Annotated in this window: 13 protein-coding genes; 11 read left to right on the plus strand and 2 right to left on the minus strand. The window is 61.3% G+C overall.

The features are described 5' to 3' along the window. The first annotated feature begins 50 nt into the window (after positions 1-50). Positions 51-1,103, plus strand: coding sequence for an SDR family oxidoreductase (locus tag DBP26_RS17655; RefSeq protein WP_108238868.1), 1,053 nt, complete (start codon positions 51-53; stop codon positions 1,101-1,103). Positions 1,104-1,257: 154 nt separating this feature from the next. Here DBP26_RS17655 and DBP26_RS17660 read toward each other — a convergent pair whose 3' ends face one another. Continuing rightward, positions 1,258-3,147 carry a methyl-accepting chemotaxis protein gene (locus DBP26_RS17660; protein WP_108238904.1) on the minus strand — a complete coding sequence of 630 codons (1,890 nt, stop codon included), beginning with the start codon at positions 3,145-3,147 and terminating at the stop codon, positions 1,258-1,260. Positions 3,148-3,436: 289 nt separating this feature from the next. Here DBP26_RS17660 and DBP26_RS17665 point away from each other — a divergent pair, with 289 nt between their 5' ends. Both DBP26_RS17665 and DBP26_RS17670 read left to right on the plus strand, forming a co-directional pair. Further along, positions 3,437-4,210 carry an SDR family oxidoreductase gene (locus DBP26_RS17665; RefSeq protein WP_108238867.1) on the plus strand — a complete coding sequence of 258 codons (774 nt, stop codon included), beginning with the start codon at positions 3,437-3,439 and terminating at the stop codon, positions 4,208-4,210. Between the two features lie 95 nt (positions 4,211-4,305). Beyond that, on the plus strand, positions 4,306-5,214 hold the full coding sequence (locus DBP26_RS17670; RefSeq protein ID WP_108238866.1) for a LysR family transcriptional regulator: 909 nt from the start codon (positions 4,306-4,308) through the stop codon (positions 5,212-5,214). A 273-nt stretch (positions 5,215-5,487) separates the two neighbouring features. Here the strand turns inward: DBP26_RS17670 and DBP26_RS17675 are convergent, their stop codons facing one another. Beyond that, positions 5,488-6,387, minus strand: coding sequence for an AEC family transporter (locus DBP26_RS17675; RefSeq protein WP_108238864.1), 900 nt, complete (start codon positions 6,385-6,387; stop codon positions 5,488-5,490). Between the two features lie 169 nt (positions 6,388-6,556). Here DBP26_RS17675 and DBP26_RS17680 point away from each other — a divergent pair, with 169 nt between their 5' ends. From DBP26_RS17680 to DBP26_RS17715, 8 genes are all read left to right on the plus strand, one after another. Then, positions 6,557-7,477: a LysR substrate-binding domain-containing protein gene (locus DBP26_RS17680; protein ID WP_108238863.1), complete on the plus strand. Its 921-nt coding sequence runs from the start codon at positions 6,557-6,559 to the stop codon at positions 7,475-7,477. 121 nt (positions 7,478-7,598) lie between these two features. After that, positions 7,599-8,522, plus strand: coding sequence for an N-carbamoyl-D-amino-acid hydrolase (locus DBP26_RS17685; protein ID WP_108238862.1), 924 nt, complete (start codon positions 7,599-7,601; stop codon positions 8,520-8,522). A 27-nt stretch (positions 8,523-8,549) separates the two neighbouring features. Then, positions 8,550-9,404 (plus strand): D-amino-acid transaminase, encoded by an 855-nt coding sequence (locus tag DBP26_RS17690; RefSeq protein WP_108238861.1) that lies wholly within the window; start codon positions 8,550-8,552, stop codon positions 9,402-9,404. Between the two features lie 114 nt (positions 9,405-9,518). Next, entirely contained in the window at positions 9,519-11,117 is a 1,599-nt protein-coding gene (locus tag DBP26_RS17695) for an ABC transporter substrate-binding protein (RefSeq protein WP_108238860.1), read from the plus strand. 35 nt (positions 11,118-11,152) lie between these two features. Then, positions 11,153-12,094: an ABC transporter permease gene (locus DBP26_RS17700; RefSeq protein WP_108238859.1), complete on the plus strand. Its 942-nt coding sequence runs from the start codon at positions 11,153-11,155 to the stop codon at positions 12,092-12,094. 10 nt (positions 12,095-12,104) lie between these two features. After that, the gene (locus DBP26_RS17705; protein WP_108238858.1) at positions 12,105-12,980 is read left to right on the plus strand and encodes an ABC transporter permease; all 876 of its coding nucleotides are present in this window, start codon (positions 12,105-12,107) and stop codon (positions 12,978-12,980) included. Continuing rightward, positions 12,977-14,626, plus strand: a complete 1,650-nt coding sequence (locus tag DBP26_RS17710; RefSeq protein WP_108238857.1) for an ABC transporter ATP-binding protein — start codon at positions 12,977-12,979, stop codon at positions 14,624-14,626. Before DBP26_RS17705 ends, DBP26_RS17710 begins: the two co-directional genes overlap by 4 nt. Continuing rightward, on the plus strand, positions 14,623-16,050 hold the full coding sequence (locus DBP26_RS17715; protein WP_108238856.1) for a D-aminoacylase: 1,428 nt from the start codon (positions 14,623-14,625) through the stop codon (positions 16,048-16,050). Before DBP26_RS17710 ends, DBP26_RS17715 begins: the two co-directional genes overlap by 4 nt. The last annotated feature ends 48 nt before the right edge of the window (positions 16,051-16,098 follow it).

Consider the following 16,098-nt stretch of genomic DNA (forward strand, 5'->3'; position numbering starts at 1 on the left):
ATGGTCGTACAGCGAGATACCAGTCTTTCGACATGACCGAGGATTTTGCAATGAGAGATCAACATGTAGCACTAGTCGTGGGCTCCAGCGGGATCATCGGCAGCGCGCTGGTCGAAACGCTCGCCTGTGCGCCTGAATGGCATGTACGGGCCCTTCGCAAGACGAGCGTGCCGGATGTGCAGGCCATCGATTGCGACCTGACCGATGCTGCAGCGACTCGCAAGGCGCTGGAGGCCGCATCGGACACCACACACCTGTTCTACGCGGCGCTTCGAGCCGACGCTGATCTGGCGCGCGAGTCCGAAATCAACGCCGTGATGCTTGAAAACGTGCTTGACGGTCTGAAGGCCAACGGGGCTGCGCTGCAGCGGGTTGTGCATTATCAGGGGGCCAAGGTCTACGGCGTTCACTTGGGCGCCAGCGTTGCACCGTTCTACGAAGATGACCCACGTCATCTGGCTGCCAACTTCTATTACGCCCAAGAGGATCTTCTCAAAGAGAGGCAGGTGAGCGACGGCCTGGACTGGACCATTCTCAGGCCTGATGTGGTGGTAGGGGATATCGCTGGCAACCCGATGAACATCGCGATGGTGATAGGCGTGTTTGCAGCGCTGAGCAAGCAGGCAGGTTTGCCCCTACGGTTCCCCGGCTCCATGCGCACGTATCGGGAGGTCGTCGCCCAAGTGACCGACGCCCATTGGCTGGCCCGTGCGAGCATGTGGGCAGCTTTGGCCCCCAGTGCGCGCAATGAGGCCTTCAACCTGGTCGGCGAGCCGTTTCGCTGGGAGCGTCTCTGGGCCAAGGTCGCCGAAGCGCTCGACATGCAAGTCGCTGGGCCCCAGCCGTTTTCCCTCGCCAGGCACATGCCCGGCAAAGCGAAGGACTGGGAGCGACTGGCATCCGAGCATGAGCTGAGCACGCTGCCCTATGAAAACCTGGTGGGGTGGCCGTTCGGAGATTTCGTCTTCAACACTGAATTCGACATGATCTCGGACATGAACAAAATCCGCCGCGCTGGTTTCACGGAGGTCGTGAATAACGAAGAAATCATGGTGAATGCGCTGAAGCGTCTTGCAGAGAAAGGCGTCCTGCCAAAGCCTTAGTCGATGGCGATAGGCCCAAGACCTTCAGTGGTGGCCGCTGCTTCGACGGCAGTGGCCCGTGCTGGTGGCTCGATCGATTTCAACTGTCCATGCGGTAACGGAGCTAAGAAAAGAGGCCGCACTTTGCGACCTCTTTCAGGGGGCTTTTCAAGGCTTAGATGCGGAAACTCCCTACAAGCTGTTTCAGACGTGCCGACTGCTGCTCCAAGTCGGTACAGGCGCGCAACGTCGCCTGGAGGTTTTCCACGCCCTCTTGGTTGAGCGTATTGATCTCCGTGATATCGACGTTGATGGCCTCGACCACCGCGATCTGCTCCTCGGTCGCCGTAGCGACTGACTGGTTCATACCGTCGATTTCGCTGATCCGCACAGTGACACTCTCCAGGCTGCCGCCAGCGCTGTTGGCGATGCTCACGCTTTCGCGGCTTTCCCGCTGACTCTCGTTCATGATCTCGACGGCTTCACGGGCGCCCAACTGCAGCTCCTCGATCATGCGTTGAACCTGGCTCGACGACTCCTGCGTGCGGTGAGCCAGGCTGCGCACTTCATCGGCCACCACGGCAAAACCCCGCCCGGCTTCACCCGCCCGTGCGGCTTCGATCGCAGCGTTCAGGGCCAGCAGGTTGGTTTGTTGAGAAATGCCGGTGATGACTTCGAGAATCTGGCCGATGTTGGCCGTTTTGGTGTTCAGCTGTTCGATCTGCTCGCTTGCGCCGCTGATCCGTGTCGACAGACGATTCATCGCCTGGATGTTCTGACCCACCACTTCCTGACCATCGCGGGCAAGGTTCCGCGCGTCGCTGGAATGGCCCGATGCCCGTGCAGCGTTCTGAGCAATTTCCTGGGCTGCGGCGCCCAACTGATTGATCGCTGCGGCCACGCTGTTGGTCCGGTTGGCCTGTTGGTCGGAGTTGACCATCGATGAGTTCGAAGCGCTCACCACCCTGAGGGCGACTTCATTGAGCTGCACGGTAGAAGCGGCCACGTCCCGCATCGACTGATGGATGCGCTCGACGAAGAGGTTGAAGCCGTTGCCCAGGTAGCCGAATTCGTCCTGGCTCTGAACCTCCAGGCGCTTGGTCAGGTCGCCTTCTCCTGCGGCGATGTCGTGCATGGCCTTGCCCATCAGATTCAGAGGGCGCATGAGGACGCTCAGGAGCATGCTGAGCAGCGAAATGATAAGCAGCACGGCAATCAGGGTGGCGACGATAGCGGAGTTGCGAAACTCCTTGAGCATGCCGTACGCATGGCTCTTGTCGACCGCTACGCCGACATACCAAGTGACCGAAGGCAAGCCATCGACCCGTGCGAACGAAAGAATCTGGGTTTTGCCGGCCAGCACGCTTTCGCTGATCTCCGATGAGAGCTTCGGGGTGTCAGTGGGGTATACCTCCGCCAGAGTTTTCATGACCAGGGACGTGTCCGGGTGCACCAAGATGCGTCCAGTGGCATCCACCAGAAACGCGTAGCCGTCACCTTGCACACGCAGCGAACTGATCATCTTTACCAGGGTTTCCAGGCTCAGATCGCCGCCAGCCACGCCTTGCTGGCCGCTGGCAGTCTTGACCGGCGTGGCAATGGTAATGATCAGGCCCTTGGTGACGGCGTCCAGATAGGGTTCGGTCAGCGTCGTCTTCCCTGCGCTGACGGCATCTTTGTACCAAGGCCGGGTGCGTGGATCGTAGCCAGCAGGCATTTCATCCGGCGGCTGCATGATGAACGCGCCGTCTCCCTGGCCTTCATAGACGTTCATGAAGGTGGCGAGCAAGGTTTTCTGTTTCAGCGCGAGATTTTGAGCATCCGCCGTTGAGGCGCTGCCCAGACTCTCGGCCAGGCTTTCCACCAGCAAAATCCTCCCTGACAGCCAGCTCTGGATGTTGCCAGCCGTGCCTGCGCTGGTTTCACCCAGGCTTTCCTTCAGCTGATTGGCGATGGCATTTCGTTGCAGGTAATCGTTGTAGAGTGTGAACAGCGTAAAAGCAGCAATAACGACGAGGGAGGCGGCGAGGAGAATCTTATGGCTGAATTTCAGTGATCTGGTCATTGCCGGGGAGGTCCACATAGCAGGTTCGAGTACGGGCGTGAATCGCACACGCTTACCTGTCTATCGGCGGAAGTTTCCGGCGCAACAGTGGTTCACTGCATGATCTGGCCATGGAACTCGAGATTCGGACCATCGGTCATCGCCGTGCTGAAGAAGCGGAATCCGACGAGCGCCAGTAAGCCTCAGGATTGGACGGCTTTTATGGATAATCCATCCAGTGAAGCCCGATTTATCCAACGTATGGGGATAGCTATGCTCAGGCTTCTCACACCCGTGCAGGAGATTTTCCATGGCAGACCACTCCATCAAAGGCAAGGTCGTCCTCATCGCCGGCGGCGCCAAAAACCTGGGCGGCCTGATCGCTCGGGACCTGGCGGCGCAAGGGGCCAAGGCAATCGCAATTCATTACAACAGCGCGTCGACAAAGCCCGACGCCGAGGCAACCGTGGCGGCCATACTGGCCAGCGGTGCGCACGCCGTGTCGTTTCAGGCTGATCTGAAGACCGCGGGCGCCGTCGAGAAGCTGTTCGCCGATGTTATCGCCGCGGTAGGCAGGCCGGACATTGCGATCAACACGGTTGGCAAGGTGCTCAAGAAGCCCATGGCCGAGATCAGTGAGGCGGAATACGATGAAATGACCGCCGTCAACGCCAAAACCGCCTTCTTTTTCCTGAAGGAAGCCGGCAAGCATCTGAACGACAACGGCAAGATTTGCACCGTTGTGACTTCACTGCTGGGTGCGTTCACCCCGTTTTACGCCGCTTATGCCGGAACCAAAGCGCCCGTTGAGCATTTCACCCGCGCGGCCTCCAAGGAGTTCGGTGCGCGCGGCATCTCGGTGACTGCCGTCGGCCCCGGGCCAATGGACACGCCTTTTTTCTACCCCGCAGAAGGCCCCGACGCCGTGGCGTACCACAAGACCGCCGCTGCGCTTTCGCCGTCGAGCAAAACCGGCCTTACGGACATCGAGGATGTGGTGCCCTTCATTCGCCACCTGGTGAGCGACGGTTGGTGGATCACCGGCCAAACCATTCTGATCAACGGCGGCTACACGACCAAGTAAGCTAACCGAGCCAACAGGTTGTCCGGCGCAATGGGGTTCTGGCCAACGCCGGGCCGTGCCGGACCCCCGTGATCAGCGTCTCGGACTGTGCATGTATGGATAAACTCGATCAATACCGCGTATTCGTACGGGTCGCCGAAATGGGCAGCTTCATCAAGGCCGCCCATGCATTGGCACTGCCTCGCGCCAGTGTGTCGGCGGCCGTCCAGCAACTGGAGGAGAACGTCGGCGTGCGCCTGTTGAACCGCACGACACGCCAGGTCCATCTCACAGCCGATGGCGCACAATTGCTCGAACGCTTGCGACCACTGCTCGCGGATGCGGAGACCGTCGAGCAACTCTTTCATTGTCCCCAGCGCCAAGTGGCAGGCCAACTCCGGGTCGATGCGCCGAGTCGTATCGCTCGGCGTCTCATCGCGCCCGCCTTGCCTGGCTTGCTGCGGCGCCATCCGCAACTGAATTTGATACTCGGCTCCAACGATCGTGCAATCGACCTGGTGCGCGAAGGCGTCGACTGCGCGATACGGGTGGGTGCCTTGCAGGACAGCAGCCTGGCCGCGCGACCCCTGGGGGCGATCACGTTGATCAATTGCGCCAGCAAAGCCTATCTGCATCAACACGGCACACCGCAGCAACCGAAAGACCTTGCCTCCGGACATTGGGCGATTGGCTACGCATCGCCCACCACCGGAAGGGAGCTGCCTTGGGAATATTGCTCGGCCGATGGCAGGCGGCAGACGATGCCTGTGCCGAGCCGGGTGGTCGTCAATGATGCGGAGAGCTACATCGCCTGCTGCCGTGCCGGGCTTGGGATGATTCAGGTACCCCGCTTCGACGTGAAGCACCTGCTGGAGAGTGGAGAACTGATCGAAGTGATGCCTGAATTCCTTGCCGAGCCGATGCCAGTCTCTTTGCTCTATCCGCACCGCCGCCAGAGAACGCAGCGACTCCTCGCCTTTACCGAGTGGTTCGAAGAGCTGATGGCTCCCCATCTCATTTCCTGACACGGCGGGTCGGACCGTCATCAAAAAGTACAGAACGGCCATGTCATGCGCACTGGAGGCAGGTGTCAGGGGAGGGTGGTGCTGCCGAACTGCTGGGTTTGAAGCCCACGACGTTGGCGTCTCGGCTGAAAAAATGGGGGATTGATGTCCGGCAGTATAAGCGTGCCAAGGCTCAGAGGCAGGTCACCGAGGGAAATCGCTGACCCGTCGAATCCCTCGATGATTTGGCAGCGTCGCGAAGGTTTCCACGTGCGAGCGTTCCTGCGATCCCCCTCACAGCTCGCTGTTGATCCACATCCACAGGGGGAGGGTCAGCGCCGAAAGAATGGTCGACAGGCAAATGGCCGAACTGGTTTTTTGGCTGTCTTCCAGCGAGCGTGCGAAACCCAGCACGTTGACCCCGCATGGATTGGCCGCCATCAGCACCAGCACGCCGCGGGGGGTGCCTGCAATGCCCATCGCCATGCAGGCCAGCAGCACCAATAGGGGCAAGAGGATCAGCTTGGCCAGGGTGATCCCGATCGCATAGGCCCCCGGGCGGAGGCGATAGCCCGAGAGGTTTGCACCTAGAACGATCAACGCGCATGGCAGCGCCGCCTGCGCCAGCCAGTGGGCCAGTTGCAGGCTCCAAGTCGGCAGTGCGAGGCCTGAGAGATTGACCGCTACCCCCAACATCAGGCCCACGATCATGGGGTTGGCCAGGCTTGCAATCAGCGTTGCCGCCTTGAACGGCTCGTTGCTGGCGAGGCTGTCATAAAGGCTCTGGAAGCTGAACAACAGAAGGCTGTGCACCGCCAGCACCGTGAAGACCAGTACCAGGCCGCTGCTGCCGAACAGGCCGGCCACCATGGGGATGCCGATCAACGCATTGTTGCCGAACGCTGCCGTCAGGCCAAAGGGTGCAGGGTGTTTCAGGAAGGCATGAGCGATGAAGTTGACCACCGTGAAAACGATGAGGGCTGGCACGAAGTACGCCAGCAAGACCTTCCCATTCAGCCCGTCATGGAGCGGCGCGTCGACCATTCCCGTGAACAACACCATTGGCATGAACAGCTTGAACGCCAGGCCGCCCAACGCTTTGTTGGTGTGCGCATCCAGTGCCCCGCGATGGCCCAACAGGTAGCCGAGAATGATCAATAAAAAGATAGGCAGGATCGTTTGCGGGACGGGCACGGCGCAGGTCTCTGAAGAAGTGGGCGCATTATTGCCGGGTCTTTCGCGGCTTGTCAGCGAAAATCTCTACGTTATTTTATTTTTGGCACACTAATTGCTAATACCCCATAACGTCCTGTTAAGGACTTCCCGCCCAGGATCTCTGCACATCAGCGAGGAGTGCGCCCACATGCAGTCGCTCAATCTGCGGCAGATCGAAGTGTTTCGCGCCGTGATGATCACCGGGTCGATCAGCGGTGCCGCGCAATTGCTCTTGGTGTCTCAGCCTGCGATCAGTCGCATGCTGTCGCACACCGAGGCGCGCATCGGCTTTCAGTTGTTCGAGCGGGTAAAGGGTCGGCTCTACCCGTCGCCGGAGGCCCGCCGCCTGTTTGCCGACGTCGAGTCGGTCTACCGCGACATCCAGAGGGTCAACACGACGCTGCACGATCTGGTGCAGCAACGTCATGGCGTGCTACGGATTGCCAGCAGCCCAAGCCTGGGTCATCAGCTCGTGCCGGATGCGGTCGCCAGCTTCAGGCGGGGCAGCACCGATATCCGCGTCAGTCTGGAGTGCCTGCGCCATGTCCTGTTGCGCGACCGCCTGCTGGATCAACAGGCCGATCTGGGTATTTCACTGTTTCCCATCGATCACCCCAATCTGCGCGCGGTCCCTCTGAGCGAGGTACGTGTACTGGTGGTTTGCCCGGCCGATCACGAATTGACCCGTGTGCCTGCCGCCGAGCTGTCGCACGCGCTGTCCGAATCGGCCTTCGTGGGCTATCCGGCCGATACCCCGTTTTTCAGTTTCGTGAAGCCGGCATTCGAGCGCAGGGGCTGGGCTTACCGGCCGGATATCGATGTCGACTCGCCTCACCATGCGTGTGCCCTGGTGAAAAACGGGGTCGGTTTTTCCGTCGTCGACGAGATTTCCTGGCGCGCGTCAGGGAGCGAACAAATGGCCGTATTGCCGCTGCTGGCGGACGAGCGCCTGACGGTCAGTCTCGTGCACCTGCGCCGTGAGCCGTTGGCGCAGTTCGCTCAAAGTTTCGTCGAGCACCTGCGCCAGACGCTCTCATCGAGCGGTTTCGAACTCTTTGGCATGGATTAACAACCGGTTAATGACGGTCGATGTATTGGCATGCGACAACCCGTTCCAGCGCCCACACAATGACCCCACGCAGTGCAACAGGTCTGCCGGCACCAAGCCGGTCTCGTGGAGGAATGGCGACATGCGCGAAATCATCATCGGCGGTGCCCAGTTGGGGGCCATCCAGAAAAGTGAGTCCAGGGCCAAGGTGGTCCAGCGCATGCTGGCGTTACTGGAACAGGCTCGGGAGCAGGGCTGTGAACTGGTGGTATTTCCGGAACTGGCGCTGACCACGTTCTTCCCTCGCTGGTACATGGAGGACCAGGACGAGGTCGACACCTGGTTCGAGCGTGAAATGCCCAGTGATGTCACTCGCCCCCTGTTCGATTTTTCCCGGGAACACGGCATCGCGATTTCATTCGGATACGCCGAATTGACACCTGAAGGTCACCACTACAACACGTCGATCCTCACGGATCGCCAAGGCCAAATCATTGGCAAATACCGCAAAGTGCATTTGCCAGGCCATGTCGAATTCGACACCGAACGTGATTTCCAGCATTTGGAAAAACGCTATTTCGAACCGGGCGACCTGGGCTTTCCAACCTGGGAGACCCAGGACACCGTCATGGGCATGTGCATCTGCAACGACCGTCGCTGGCCAGAGACCTATCGCGTGATGGGCCTGCAAGGCGTCGAGCTGGTGCTGTTGGGCTACAACACGCCCTCCATCAACTCTCAGCGCCAGAGTGAGGGCGAGGAGCAGCGCTTGTTTCATTCTCAGTTGTGCATGCAGGCCGGTGCCTACCAGAACGCGACGTGGGTCGTGGGTGTGGCCAAGGCCGGTATCGAGGATGGTTTCCCCTTGATGGGTGGCAGCGTGATCGTCGATCCCAACGGGTTCGTGGTGGCCAAGGCCGAAGGGCAGGGCGACGAATTGATCGTGCATGCCTGCGACATGGACCTGTGCAATTTCGGCAAGACCACGATCTTTGATTTCGCCCGTCATCGGCGCATCGAACACTACGGCATCATTACGCGTCAGACCGGCGTCCAGCGCCCCTGATCTGTCTTCGAACGGGAGAAGCGACCCATGCGCAGCGTTTACCTCAATGGCGCCTTCGTGGCTGAAAACGAGGCGAGCATTTCAATCTTCGACCGCGGTTTCATGTTCGCCGACGGCATTTACGAAGTGACGGCCGTGCTGCAGGGCAAGCTGGTGGACTTCGATTTGCATACGGCGCGCCTGGCGCGGTCGTTGCGGGAAATGTCCCTTGAATTGCCCTTGGACGCTGCGCAGTTGCTCGCGATTCATCGTGAGCTGATTGAGCGTAACCAGTTAACCGAAGGGCTGGTGTACATGCAGGTGACGCGGGGCGTCGAAGACCGCAATTTTTTCTATCCACCCGCAGGAAGCCCGTTGACCGTGGTGCTCTATACCCAGGCCAAAACGGTGCTGGACAGCCCGCTGGCCAAACGTGGCATGAACATCATCGGTTTGCCCGACCTGCGATGGGGACGCAGCGATATCAAAACGACCCAATTGCTGTACGCCTGCATGGCCAAGGAGCAGGCCCGAGCCCAAGGTGCCGACGATGCGTGGCTGGTCAAGGACGGCTGGGTGACCGAAGGCACCTCGAACAATGCCTTCATCATCACCCGCGACGGGGCGGTGGTGACTCGCGAATTGTCGCGCGCACTATTGCCCGGTACTACACGTGCCGCCTTGATCGAGCTCGTCAAGGAGCACGACCTGCGGTTCGAGGAACGGGCCTACACGCTTGAAGAAGCGGCCAATGCGGCAGAAGCATTCATTACCTCGTCCACCTCGTTCATCTACCCCGTGGTGAGCATCGACGGTCAGCTTGTGGCCGACGGCAAGCCCGGCAAGCTGACCCAGCGCCTGCGCCAGCTGTATATCGACCACGCCCTGGCGGTGCTGGTCTAGCCGCTGCACCTCACGGCCCAGGCGTGCGCAGACGCGCCGGGTCTATCACAGCCTTTAGCACCCAACAGGAAGACTGCCGACACCGAACGTAGCCATCTGTAAGGAATGTTGAGCATGAAATTACGTCCATCCCGCGCCCTGATCGCCCGCCTGTTGCTGCCTGTCGGCCTGGTGGCCGCGCTGAGTGCACCGTACGCCCAGGCCGCCGAAAAGACGCTGCACGCAGTGATGTCGTCGTCGTTGCGAGTACTCGATCCCATCGCCACCACGGCGCAGATCACGCGCAATCACGCGTATATGATCTACGACACCTTGATCGGCATGGATGAGCATTTCGTGCCCCAGCCGCAAATGGCTGACTGGACCGTGTCGCCGGACGGCCTGACCTACACCTTCACGCTGCGCGATGGCCTGCTCTGGCACGATGGAAAACCGGTGACCGCCGCTGATTGCGTGGCCTCGCTCAAGCGCTGGGCGCGCTTCGATGTTGGTGGTCAACTGATGATGAAATACACCGCCAGCATTGTCGCCAGCGACGACAAGACCATCACCCTGACGCTGGCCAAACCCTTCGGGTATGTCCTGCAACTGCTGGCCAAGCCGTCTTCGGTCGCGGCGTTCATGATGCCTGAGCGGGTCGCCAGCATTCCCGACGGCAAGACCATCACCGACTACACCGGGTCCGGTCCCTATGTATTCGTGGCCAAGGAATTCGACCCTGGCAACCGCGTGGTCTACGAAAAATTCAAACAGTATGTACCGCGCAAGGAGCCGGCCAGCGGCACCGCTGGGGGCAAGGTGGTCAAGGTGGATCGCGTCGAGTGGATCAACATGCCTGACCGCATGACGGCAATCAACGCGCTGGCGTCCGGCGATATCGACTTCATCGAGCAATTGCCCATCGACTTGCTGCCCATGGTGCAAGCCGACGATCACCTCAAGTCGGGCGTGTTGAGCAAACTCGGTTCAATGACCGGAGGGCGGATGAATTTCCTTTATCCACCGTTCGACAACCCTGACATCCGTCGTGCGGCCTTGCTGGCGATGAACCAGAAAGATGTGCTCGAAGCGCTGGTGGGCAATCCTGAGTTCTATAAGCAATGTGCGTCGGTATTCGGCTGCGGCACCACCCTTGAGACCGAGGCGGGCGGCGAATCCCTCACCAGCGGCGGTAATCTGGAGGCTGCCAGGGCGCTGCTGAAAAAGGCCGGCTATGACGGCACCCCGGTGGTGATCATGCAACCGACCGACGTCCCGAGCCAGGCACCGCAACCGGTCGTTGCCGCGCAAGCGCTGCGCAAGGCCGGTTTCAACGTCGATCTGCAGCCCATGGACTGGCAGACCCTGGTCTCACGGCGGGCCAATCAGAATCCGCCCGCCCAAGGGGGCTGGAACCTGTTCTTCACCTACTGGAACGCAGAAACCATCTGGAACCCGGTGGTCAATCCGATGCTCGACGGCAGCGGGCAGAAAGGTGCCTGGTTCGGCTGGCCAACCGATCCGCAGATGAACCAGTTGCGAGTGGATTTCGCCACCGCCACCGAGCCTGCAAAGCAGAAGGCAATTGCGGTGGAAATCCAGAAGCGCGCCATGGACCAGGTCGCTTACATCCCGCTGGGCCAGTACTTCGACGTCGCAGCCTGGAACAGCCGCATCAGCCACTTGATGACGGGGCCGTCCACGGTGTTCTGGAATGTCGAAAAAGCCGATTGACCGCGGCGCCATGATTCCTGCCCTCGGAGGCTTCGATGTTGGGTTATTTTCTGCGCCGTGTGCTGGCGGCGATTCCGGTGATGCTGGTGGTCGCCCTGTTCGTCTTCCTGCTGCTGCGCCTGTCACCGGGCGATCCTGCGGCGATCATTGCCGGGGACATGGCCAGCCCCGAACAACTGGCGGCGATTCGTGAAAGCCTGGGCCTGAACCAGCCGCTGTACCGCCAGTTCTTCGTCTGGATCTGGCAACTGCTGCAGGGGGACTTCAGCACCTCGCTGATGGCCCATACCCCGGTGCTGAGCATGATCGGCCAGCGCCTGGAACCGACGCTGAGTCTGGCGCTGGTGGCCATCGTGTTCACCATCCTGATCTCGGTGCCGTTGGGGGTCCTGGCGGCATGGAAGCACGGGAGTTGGATCGACAACCTGGTGATGGCGACGTCTGTGCTGGGCTTTTCGATCCCGGTGTTCGTGATCGGCTATGTACTGATCACGGTATTCGCGCTGGAACTGAAGTGGTTGCCGGTGCAGGGCTTTCGCAGTATCAGCGACGGTCTCGGCCCGTTCGCCCAAAGGATCGTGCTGCCGGCGCTGACGCTGTCTTCGGTCTATGTGGCGCTGGTGGCGCGCATGACCCGCGCCAGCATGCTCGACGTGCTGGGCGAGGATTACATCCGCACCGCCCGGGCCAAAGGCGTGGCTGAAATCCGGGTGCTGTTCCGTCACGCCCTGCGCAACGCAATGATTCCGATCCTGACCGTCATCGGTACTGGCTTCGCCTTGATGATTTCCGGTGTAGTGGTCACCGAAAGCGTGTTCAACATTCCGGGGCTCGGGCGGCTGATCGTCGATGCGGTACTGGCCCGCGACTACCCGGTGATTCAAGGCATGATCTTGCTGACCAGCGGTGTGTACGTCGTCATCAACCTGCTGATCGATTTGTCGTACGCGATCAGCGACCCACGCATCCGTTACTGAGGGCAAGGCCATGAGCAAACCCGTTTCCCTGAGCCTGCCTGCGCCGCGCCGCCGATTCATCCGTGTGCCGCGGATGCCGTTCACCTCTGCGGTGGCACTGGTGGTGCTGGCATTGATCGTCGGCATGGCGATCTTCGCTCCGTGGATTGCCACTCACGATCCGGTGGCGCTGGCGCCCGCTTTTCGCCTGAAGCCACCGAGCGCCGAATTCTGGCTCGGCACTGACGCCTACGGCCGCGACCTGTTTTCGCGCATCGTCTACGGCGCACGCGTCTCGCTTACCGTTGGCGTCGGCGTCACGGTGTTGAGCATCCTGATCGGCCTGCCCTTGGGGCTGATGGCAGGCTACTTCCGGGGCCTGGACGCCCTGCTGATGCGGGTGATGGATGGGCTGATGGCGATTCCCGGCATCTTGCTCGCCATCGCCATCGTGTCACTGAGCAGCGCCGGCATCTGGACCGTGATGATTGCGATCATGGTCCCGGAAATTCCCCAAGTGGTGCGCCTGGTGCGGTCACGCGTGTTATCGACACGTGAAGAACCGTACGTCGAGGCGGCGGTGCTGATGGGCACTTCCACTTTGAAAATCCTCACCCGGCATCTGATGCCCAATACCCTTGCCCCGCTGATCGTACAAGGCACCTATATCTGCGCGTCGGCGATCCTCACCGAAGCGATTCTGTCCTTCCTCGGGGCCGGTATCGGTACCGAGATCCCGACGTGGGGCAACATCATTTCCGAAGGCCGGGTGTATTTCCAGCTCAAGCCTTCGCTGGTGCTATGGGCCGGCCTGGCGCTGTCGCTGTGCATCCTGTCGATCAACCTGCTGGGCGACGCGGTACGTGACGCGCTGGACCCGCGCATGAGCAAAAGGAACGCGGCATGAACGAGCAGCCGAAGGACATTCTGCGGGTCGAGCACCTGTGCGTGAACACGGCAGAGGGCAAGCCGATCCTGCGGGACATCAGTTTCGACATTCGCCCGGGCGAGACCGTGTGCCTGGTGGGGGAGAGCGGCTCCGGCAAATCGGTGACTTCGCTGGCCACCCTCGGTTTGCTGCCAAAAGGGGTATTGAGTGCGACCAGCGGCCGAATCCTGCTGGAAGGCGAAGATGTTCTCCAGGTCAGCGACAGCCGGCGCAAGGCCCTGAGGGGCAGTCGGATGGCGATGATCTTCCAGGAGCCGATGACTGCGCTCAACCCGGTGCTCACCGTGGGCAGTCAGATTGACGAAGTGCTGCAGACGCATACCACCATGGGGGCCGCGCAACGTCGTGAGCAGGTCATGAACGCGCTGGCGCAGGTGCATCTTCCCGACATCGAGCGGGTCTACCACGCCTATCCCCATCAACTGAGCGGAGGGCAGCGGCAGCGCATCATGATCGCCATGGCGCTGGTGCTCGAACCCCGGCTGCTGATCGCCGACGAGCCGACCACCGCGCTCGATGTGACCACGCAGCAGCAGATTCTCAAGCTGATCCGCGAGCTGCAACGCAAGCACGGAACCGCAGTGCTGTTCATCACCCACGACATGGGTGTGGTGGTGGACATCGCCGACCGGGTCTGCGTGATGTGCCAGGGGCAGATGGTCGAGTCGGGTGCGGTAGACGAGGTATTGGCTCGGCCTCGTGAGGATTACACCCAGTCCCTGCTCGCGGCTGTTCCGAGCCTCAAGCCCCGCGCTGCGCGCGCAGAGGTCAAGAGCGCCCAGGTCGTGCTCGATGTCAGTGAATTGGTCAAGGTGTATCCACCTGCGGGCGGCACTTGGCGGTGGTTCGGCAAGGCCCGTCAAGGCACGCGGGCGGTGGATGAGGTTTCCTTCACCCTCAGACGCGGCCGCACGCTGGGCATCGTCGGCGAGAGTGGATCGGGCAAATCCACGGTGGCCCGCTGTGTGATGCGCTTGCTGGCGCCGACCCAGGGGGCGGTGAGGGTCACCGGCAAGGACATCTCCGAGCTCTCGCCAGCGGGCCTCAAGCCTCACCGCAAGCGCATTCAAATGATCTTCCAGGACCCCAACCGGTCCCTCAATCCGCGCATCAGCATCGGCAGAAGTCTGATCGAGGGGCCGATGAACCACGGCATGCCGTTGGCCCAGGCATGGGCGCGGGCTCAAGAGTTGCTGGAGCTGGTCGGGCTGCCCGCCGATGCCATCGAGCGCCATCCCCATCAGTTTTCCGGAGGGCAGCGACAGCGCATCGCCATCGCCCGCGCGCTGGCGATGGAGCCGGATGTGATCGTCGCCGATGAGGCCGTCTCGGCGCTCGACGTGTCGATTCAAGCGCAGGTACTGCAGCTGCTCGACGACATTCAGCAGCGCATGGGTGTGGCGATTCTGTTCATCACCCATGACCTGCGGGTGGCCGCGCAATTGTGCGACGACGTGCTGGTGATGCAGCGCGGCCAGGTCATTGAATACGGGCCGGCAGCCCAGGTACTGGCTGCCCCTCGACAGCCCTATACCCGGCAATTGATGGATGCGGTGTCGGGCAAGGGCTGGGATTTCGCGACAGGGCAAAGGAGCCAGGCATGACGTTCGATTTGCTGTTCCGAGGCGTCACGGTGGTAGACGGTACGGGGGCCGAGCCGTACCTCGCCGATGTGGCGACCCGCGACGACAGGGTCGTCGCCATTGGCGATCTCGTCGGCGCTCAGGCCCAGCGGGTCATCGAGGGCAATGGTCGCTGCCTGATGCCCGGTTTCATCGATGTGCATACCCACGACGACACCCATGTCATCCGCACCCCTGAGATGTTGGCGAAAATTGCTCAAGGCGTGACCACGGTCATCGTCGGCAACTGCGGCATCAGTGCATCACCCGTCACGCTCCCAGGCCCTCCTCCAGACCCGATGAACCTGCTGGGCAGGCAGGAGGCTTTCGTCTACCCGACGTTCGACGCCTACGCTGCGGCCGTCGAGCAGGCGGTGCCGAGCGTCAATGTGGCCGCGCTGGTCGGCCATACCGCGCTGCGTGCGAATGTCATGCCGCGGTTCGATCGTCCTGCCCTCGAGGTCGAGCTGGAGGCGATGTGTCAAACGCTCGACGACGCCTTGCACGCTGGCGCCATCGGGCTCAGTTCGGGACTCGCGTACACCAATGCCAAACAGGCGCCGATGGCCGAGGTGCAGCGCCTGGTGGACATCGTCGGGGCCCATGGCGCGTTGTACACCACCCACATGCGCAATGAACACGACGGTCTGCTGGACTCCTTGCAGGAGTCGTTCGCCACGGCGCGTCATGCCGGTGCGGAGCTGGTGATTTCCCATCTGAAATGTGCCGGCGCGGGTAACTGGGGGCGGGCACCGCTGGCCCTCGCCGCCCTTGAAAAAGCCGCCCGCGAACAGCCCTGTCATTGCGATTGCTACCCTTATTCGGCGAGCTCCACCACGCTGGATGCCTGGCGGGTGGACGGTCAGATGGAGATCTACATCACCTGGTCGGACCCGCACCCGGAGATGGCGAAACAGACGCTCAAGGACATCGCCGCGCAGTGGGGCGTGTCGCAGGTGGAAGCGACCGAGCGGCTGAGGCCTGCCGGGGCGATCTACCACATGATGAGTGAAGACGACGTGCGTCGGATCCTCGCGCATCCATTGTCCATGGTCGGCTCGGATGGCCTGCCCAACGACCCCAATCCGCACCCGCGATTGTGGGGCACTTTTCCTCGGGTGCTGGCGCACTACTGCCGAGACCTGAAATTGTTCGACCTGGCCGAAGCGGTGCGCAAGATGACCGGCCTCTCGGCTGCGCGTTTTCGCCTTCAGGACCGCGGCGTCGTACGCGAGGGTGCGTTCGCCGACCTCACCCTGGTGGACATGGCGCGTATCGAAGACGTGGCGACTTACAGCGACCCTTGCCGACAGGCACCCGGCATTGACCTGGTGGTGGTCAATGGCGTGGTCAGTTACGAGGACGGCAAGGTGCAACGGCGGCACGGGCGCATGCTCAGGCGCTAGCGTGCCCTTATCGTGGATTAGGCGTCGAGGGCAGCGTCAGCATGATTT

The sequence above is a fragment of the Pseudomonas sp. RIT409 genome, from assembly GCF_003052515.2.
Lineage (GTDB): Bacteria > Pseudomonadota > Gammaproteobacteria > Pseudomonadales > Pseudomonadaceae > Aquipseudomonas.

What these genes read in the sequence shown, in the direction of transcription:
- DBP26_RS17665 (WP_108238867.1), top strand. Translation starts at nt 3,437, where the DNA reads ATGGCAGACCACTCCATCAAAGGCAAGGTCGTCCTCATCGCCGGCGGC.
- DBP26_RS17660 (WP_108238904.1), bottom strand. Translation starts at nt 3,147, where the DNA reads ATGACCAGATCACTGAAATTCAGCCATAAGATTCTCCTCGCCGCCTCC.
- DBP26_RS17680 (WP_108238863.1), top strand. Translation starts at nt 6,557, where the DNA reads ATGCAGTCGCTCAATCTGCGGCAGATCGAAGTGTTTCGCGCCGTGATG.
- DBP26_RS17700 (WP_108238859.1), top strand. Translation starts at nt 11,153, where the DNA reads ATGTTGGGTTATTTTCTGCGCCGTGTGCTGGCGGCGATTCCGGTGATG.
- DBP26_RS17685 (WP_108238862.1), top strand. Translation starts at nt 7,599, where the DNA reads ATGCGCGAAATCATCATCGGCGGTGCCCAGTTGGGGGCCATCCAGAAA.
- DBP26_RS17710 (WP_108238857.1), top strand. Translation starts at nt 12,977, where the DNA reads ATGAACGAGCAGCCGAAGGACATTCTGCGGGTCGAGCACCTGTGCGTG.
- DBP26_RS17690 (WP_108238861.1), top strand. Translation starts at nt 8,550, where the DNA reads ATGCGCAGCGTTTACCTCAATGGCGCCTTCGTGGCTGAAAACGAGGCG.
- DBP26_RS17715 (WP_108238856.1), top strand. Translation starts at nt 14,623, where the DNA reads ATGACGTTCGATTTGCTGTTCCGAGGCGTCACGGTGGTAGACGGTACG.
- DBP26_RS17705 (WP_108238858.1), top strand. Translation starts at nt 12,105, where the DNA reads ATGAGCAAACCCGTTTCCCTGAGCCTGCCTGCGCCGCGCCGCCGATTC.
- DBP26_RS17655 (WP_108238868.1), top strand. Translation starts at nt 51, where the DNA reads ATGAGAGATCAACATGTAGCACTAGTCGTGGGCTCCAGCGGGATCATC.
- DBP26_RS17670 (WP_108238866.1), top strand. Translation starts at nt 4,306, where the DNA reads ATGGATAAACTCGATCAATACCGCGTATTCGTACGGGTCGCCGAAATG.
- DBP26_RS17695 (WP_108238860.1), top strand. Translation starts at nt 9,519, where the DNA reads ATGAAATTACGTCCATCCCGCGCCCTGATCGCCCGCCTGTTGCTGCCT.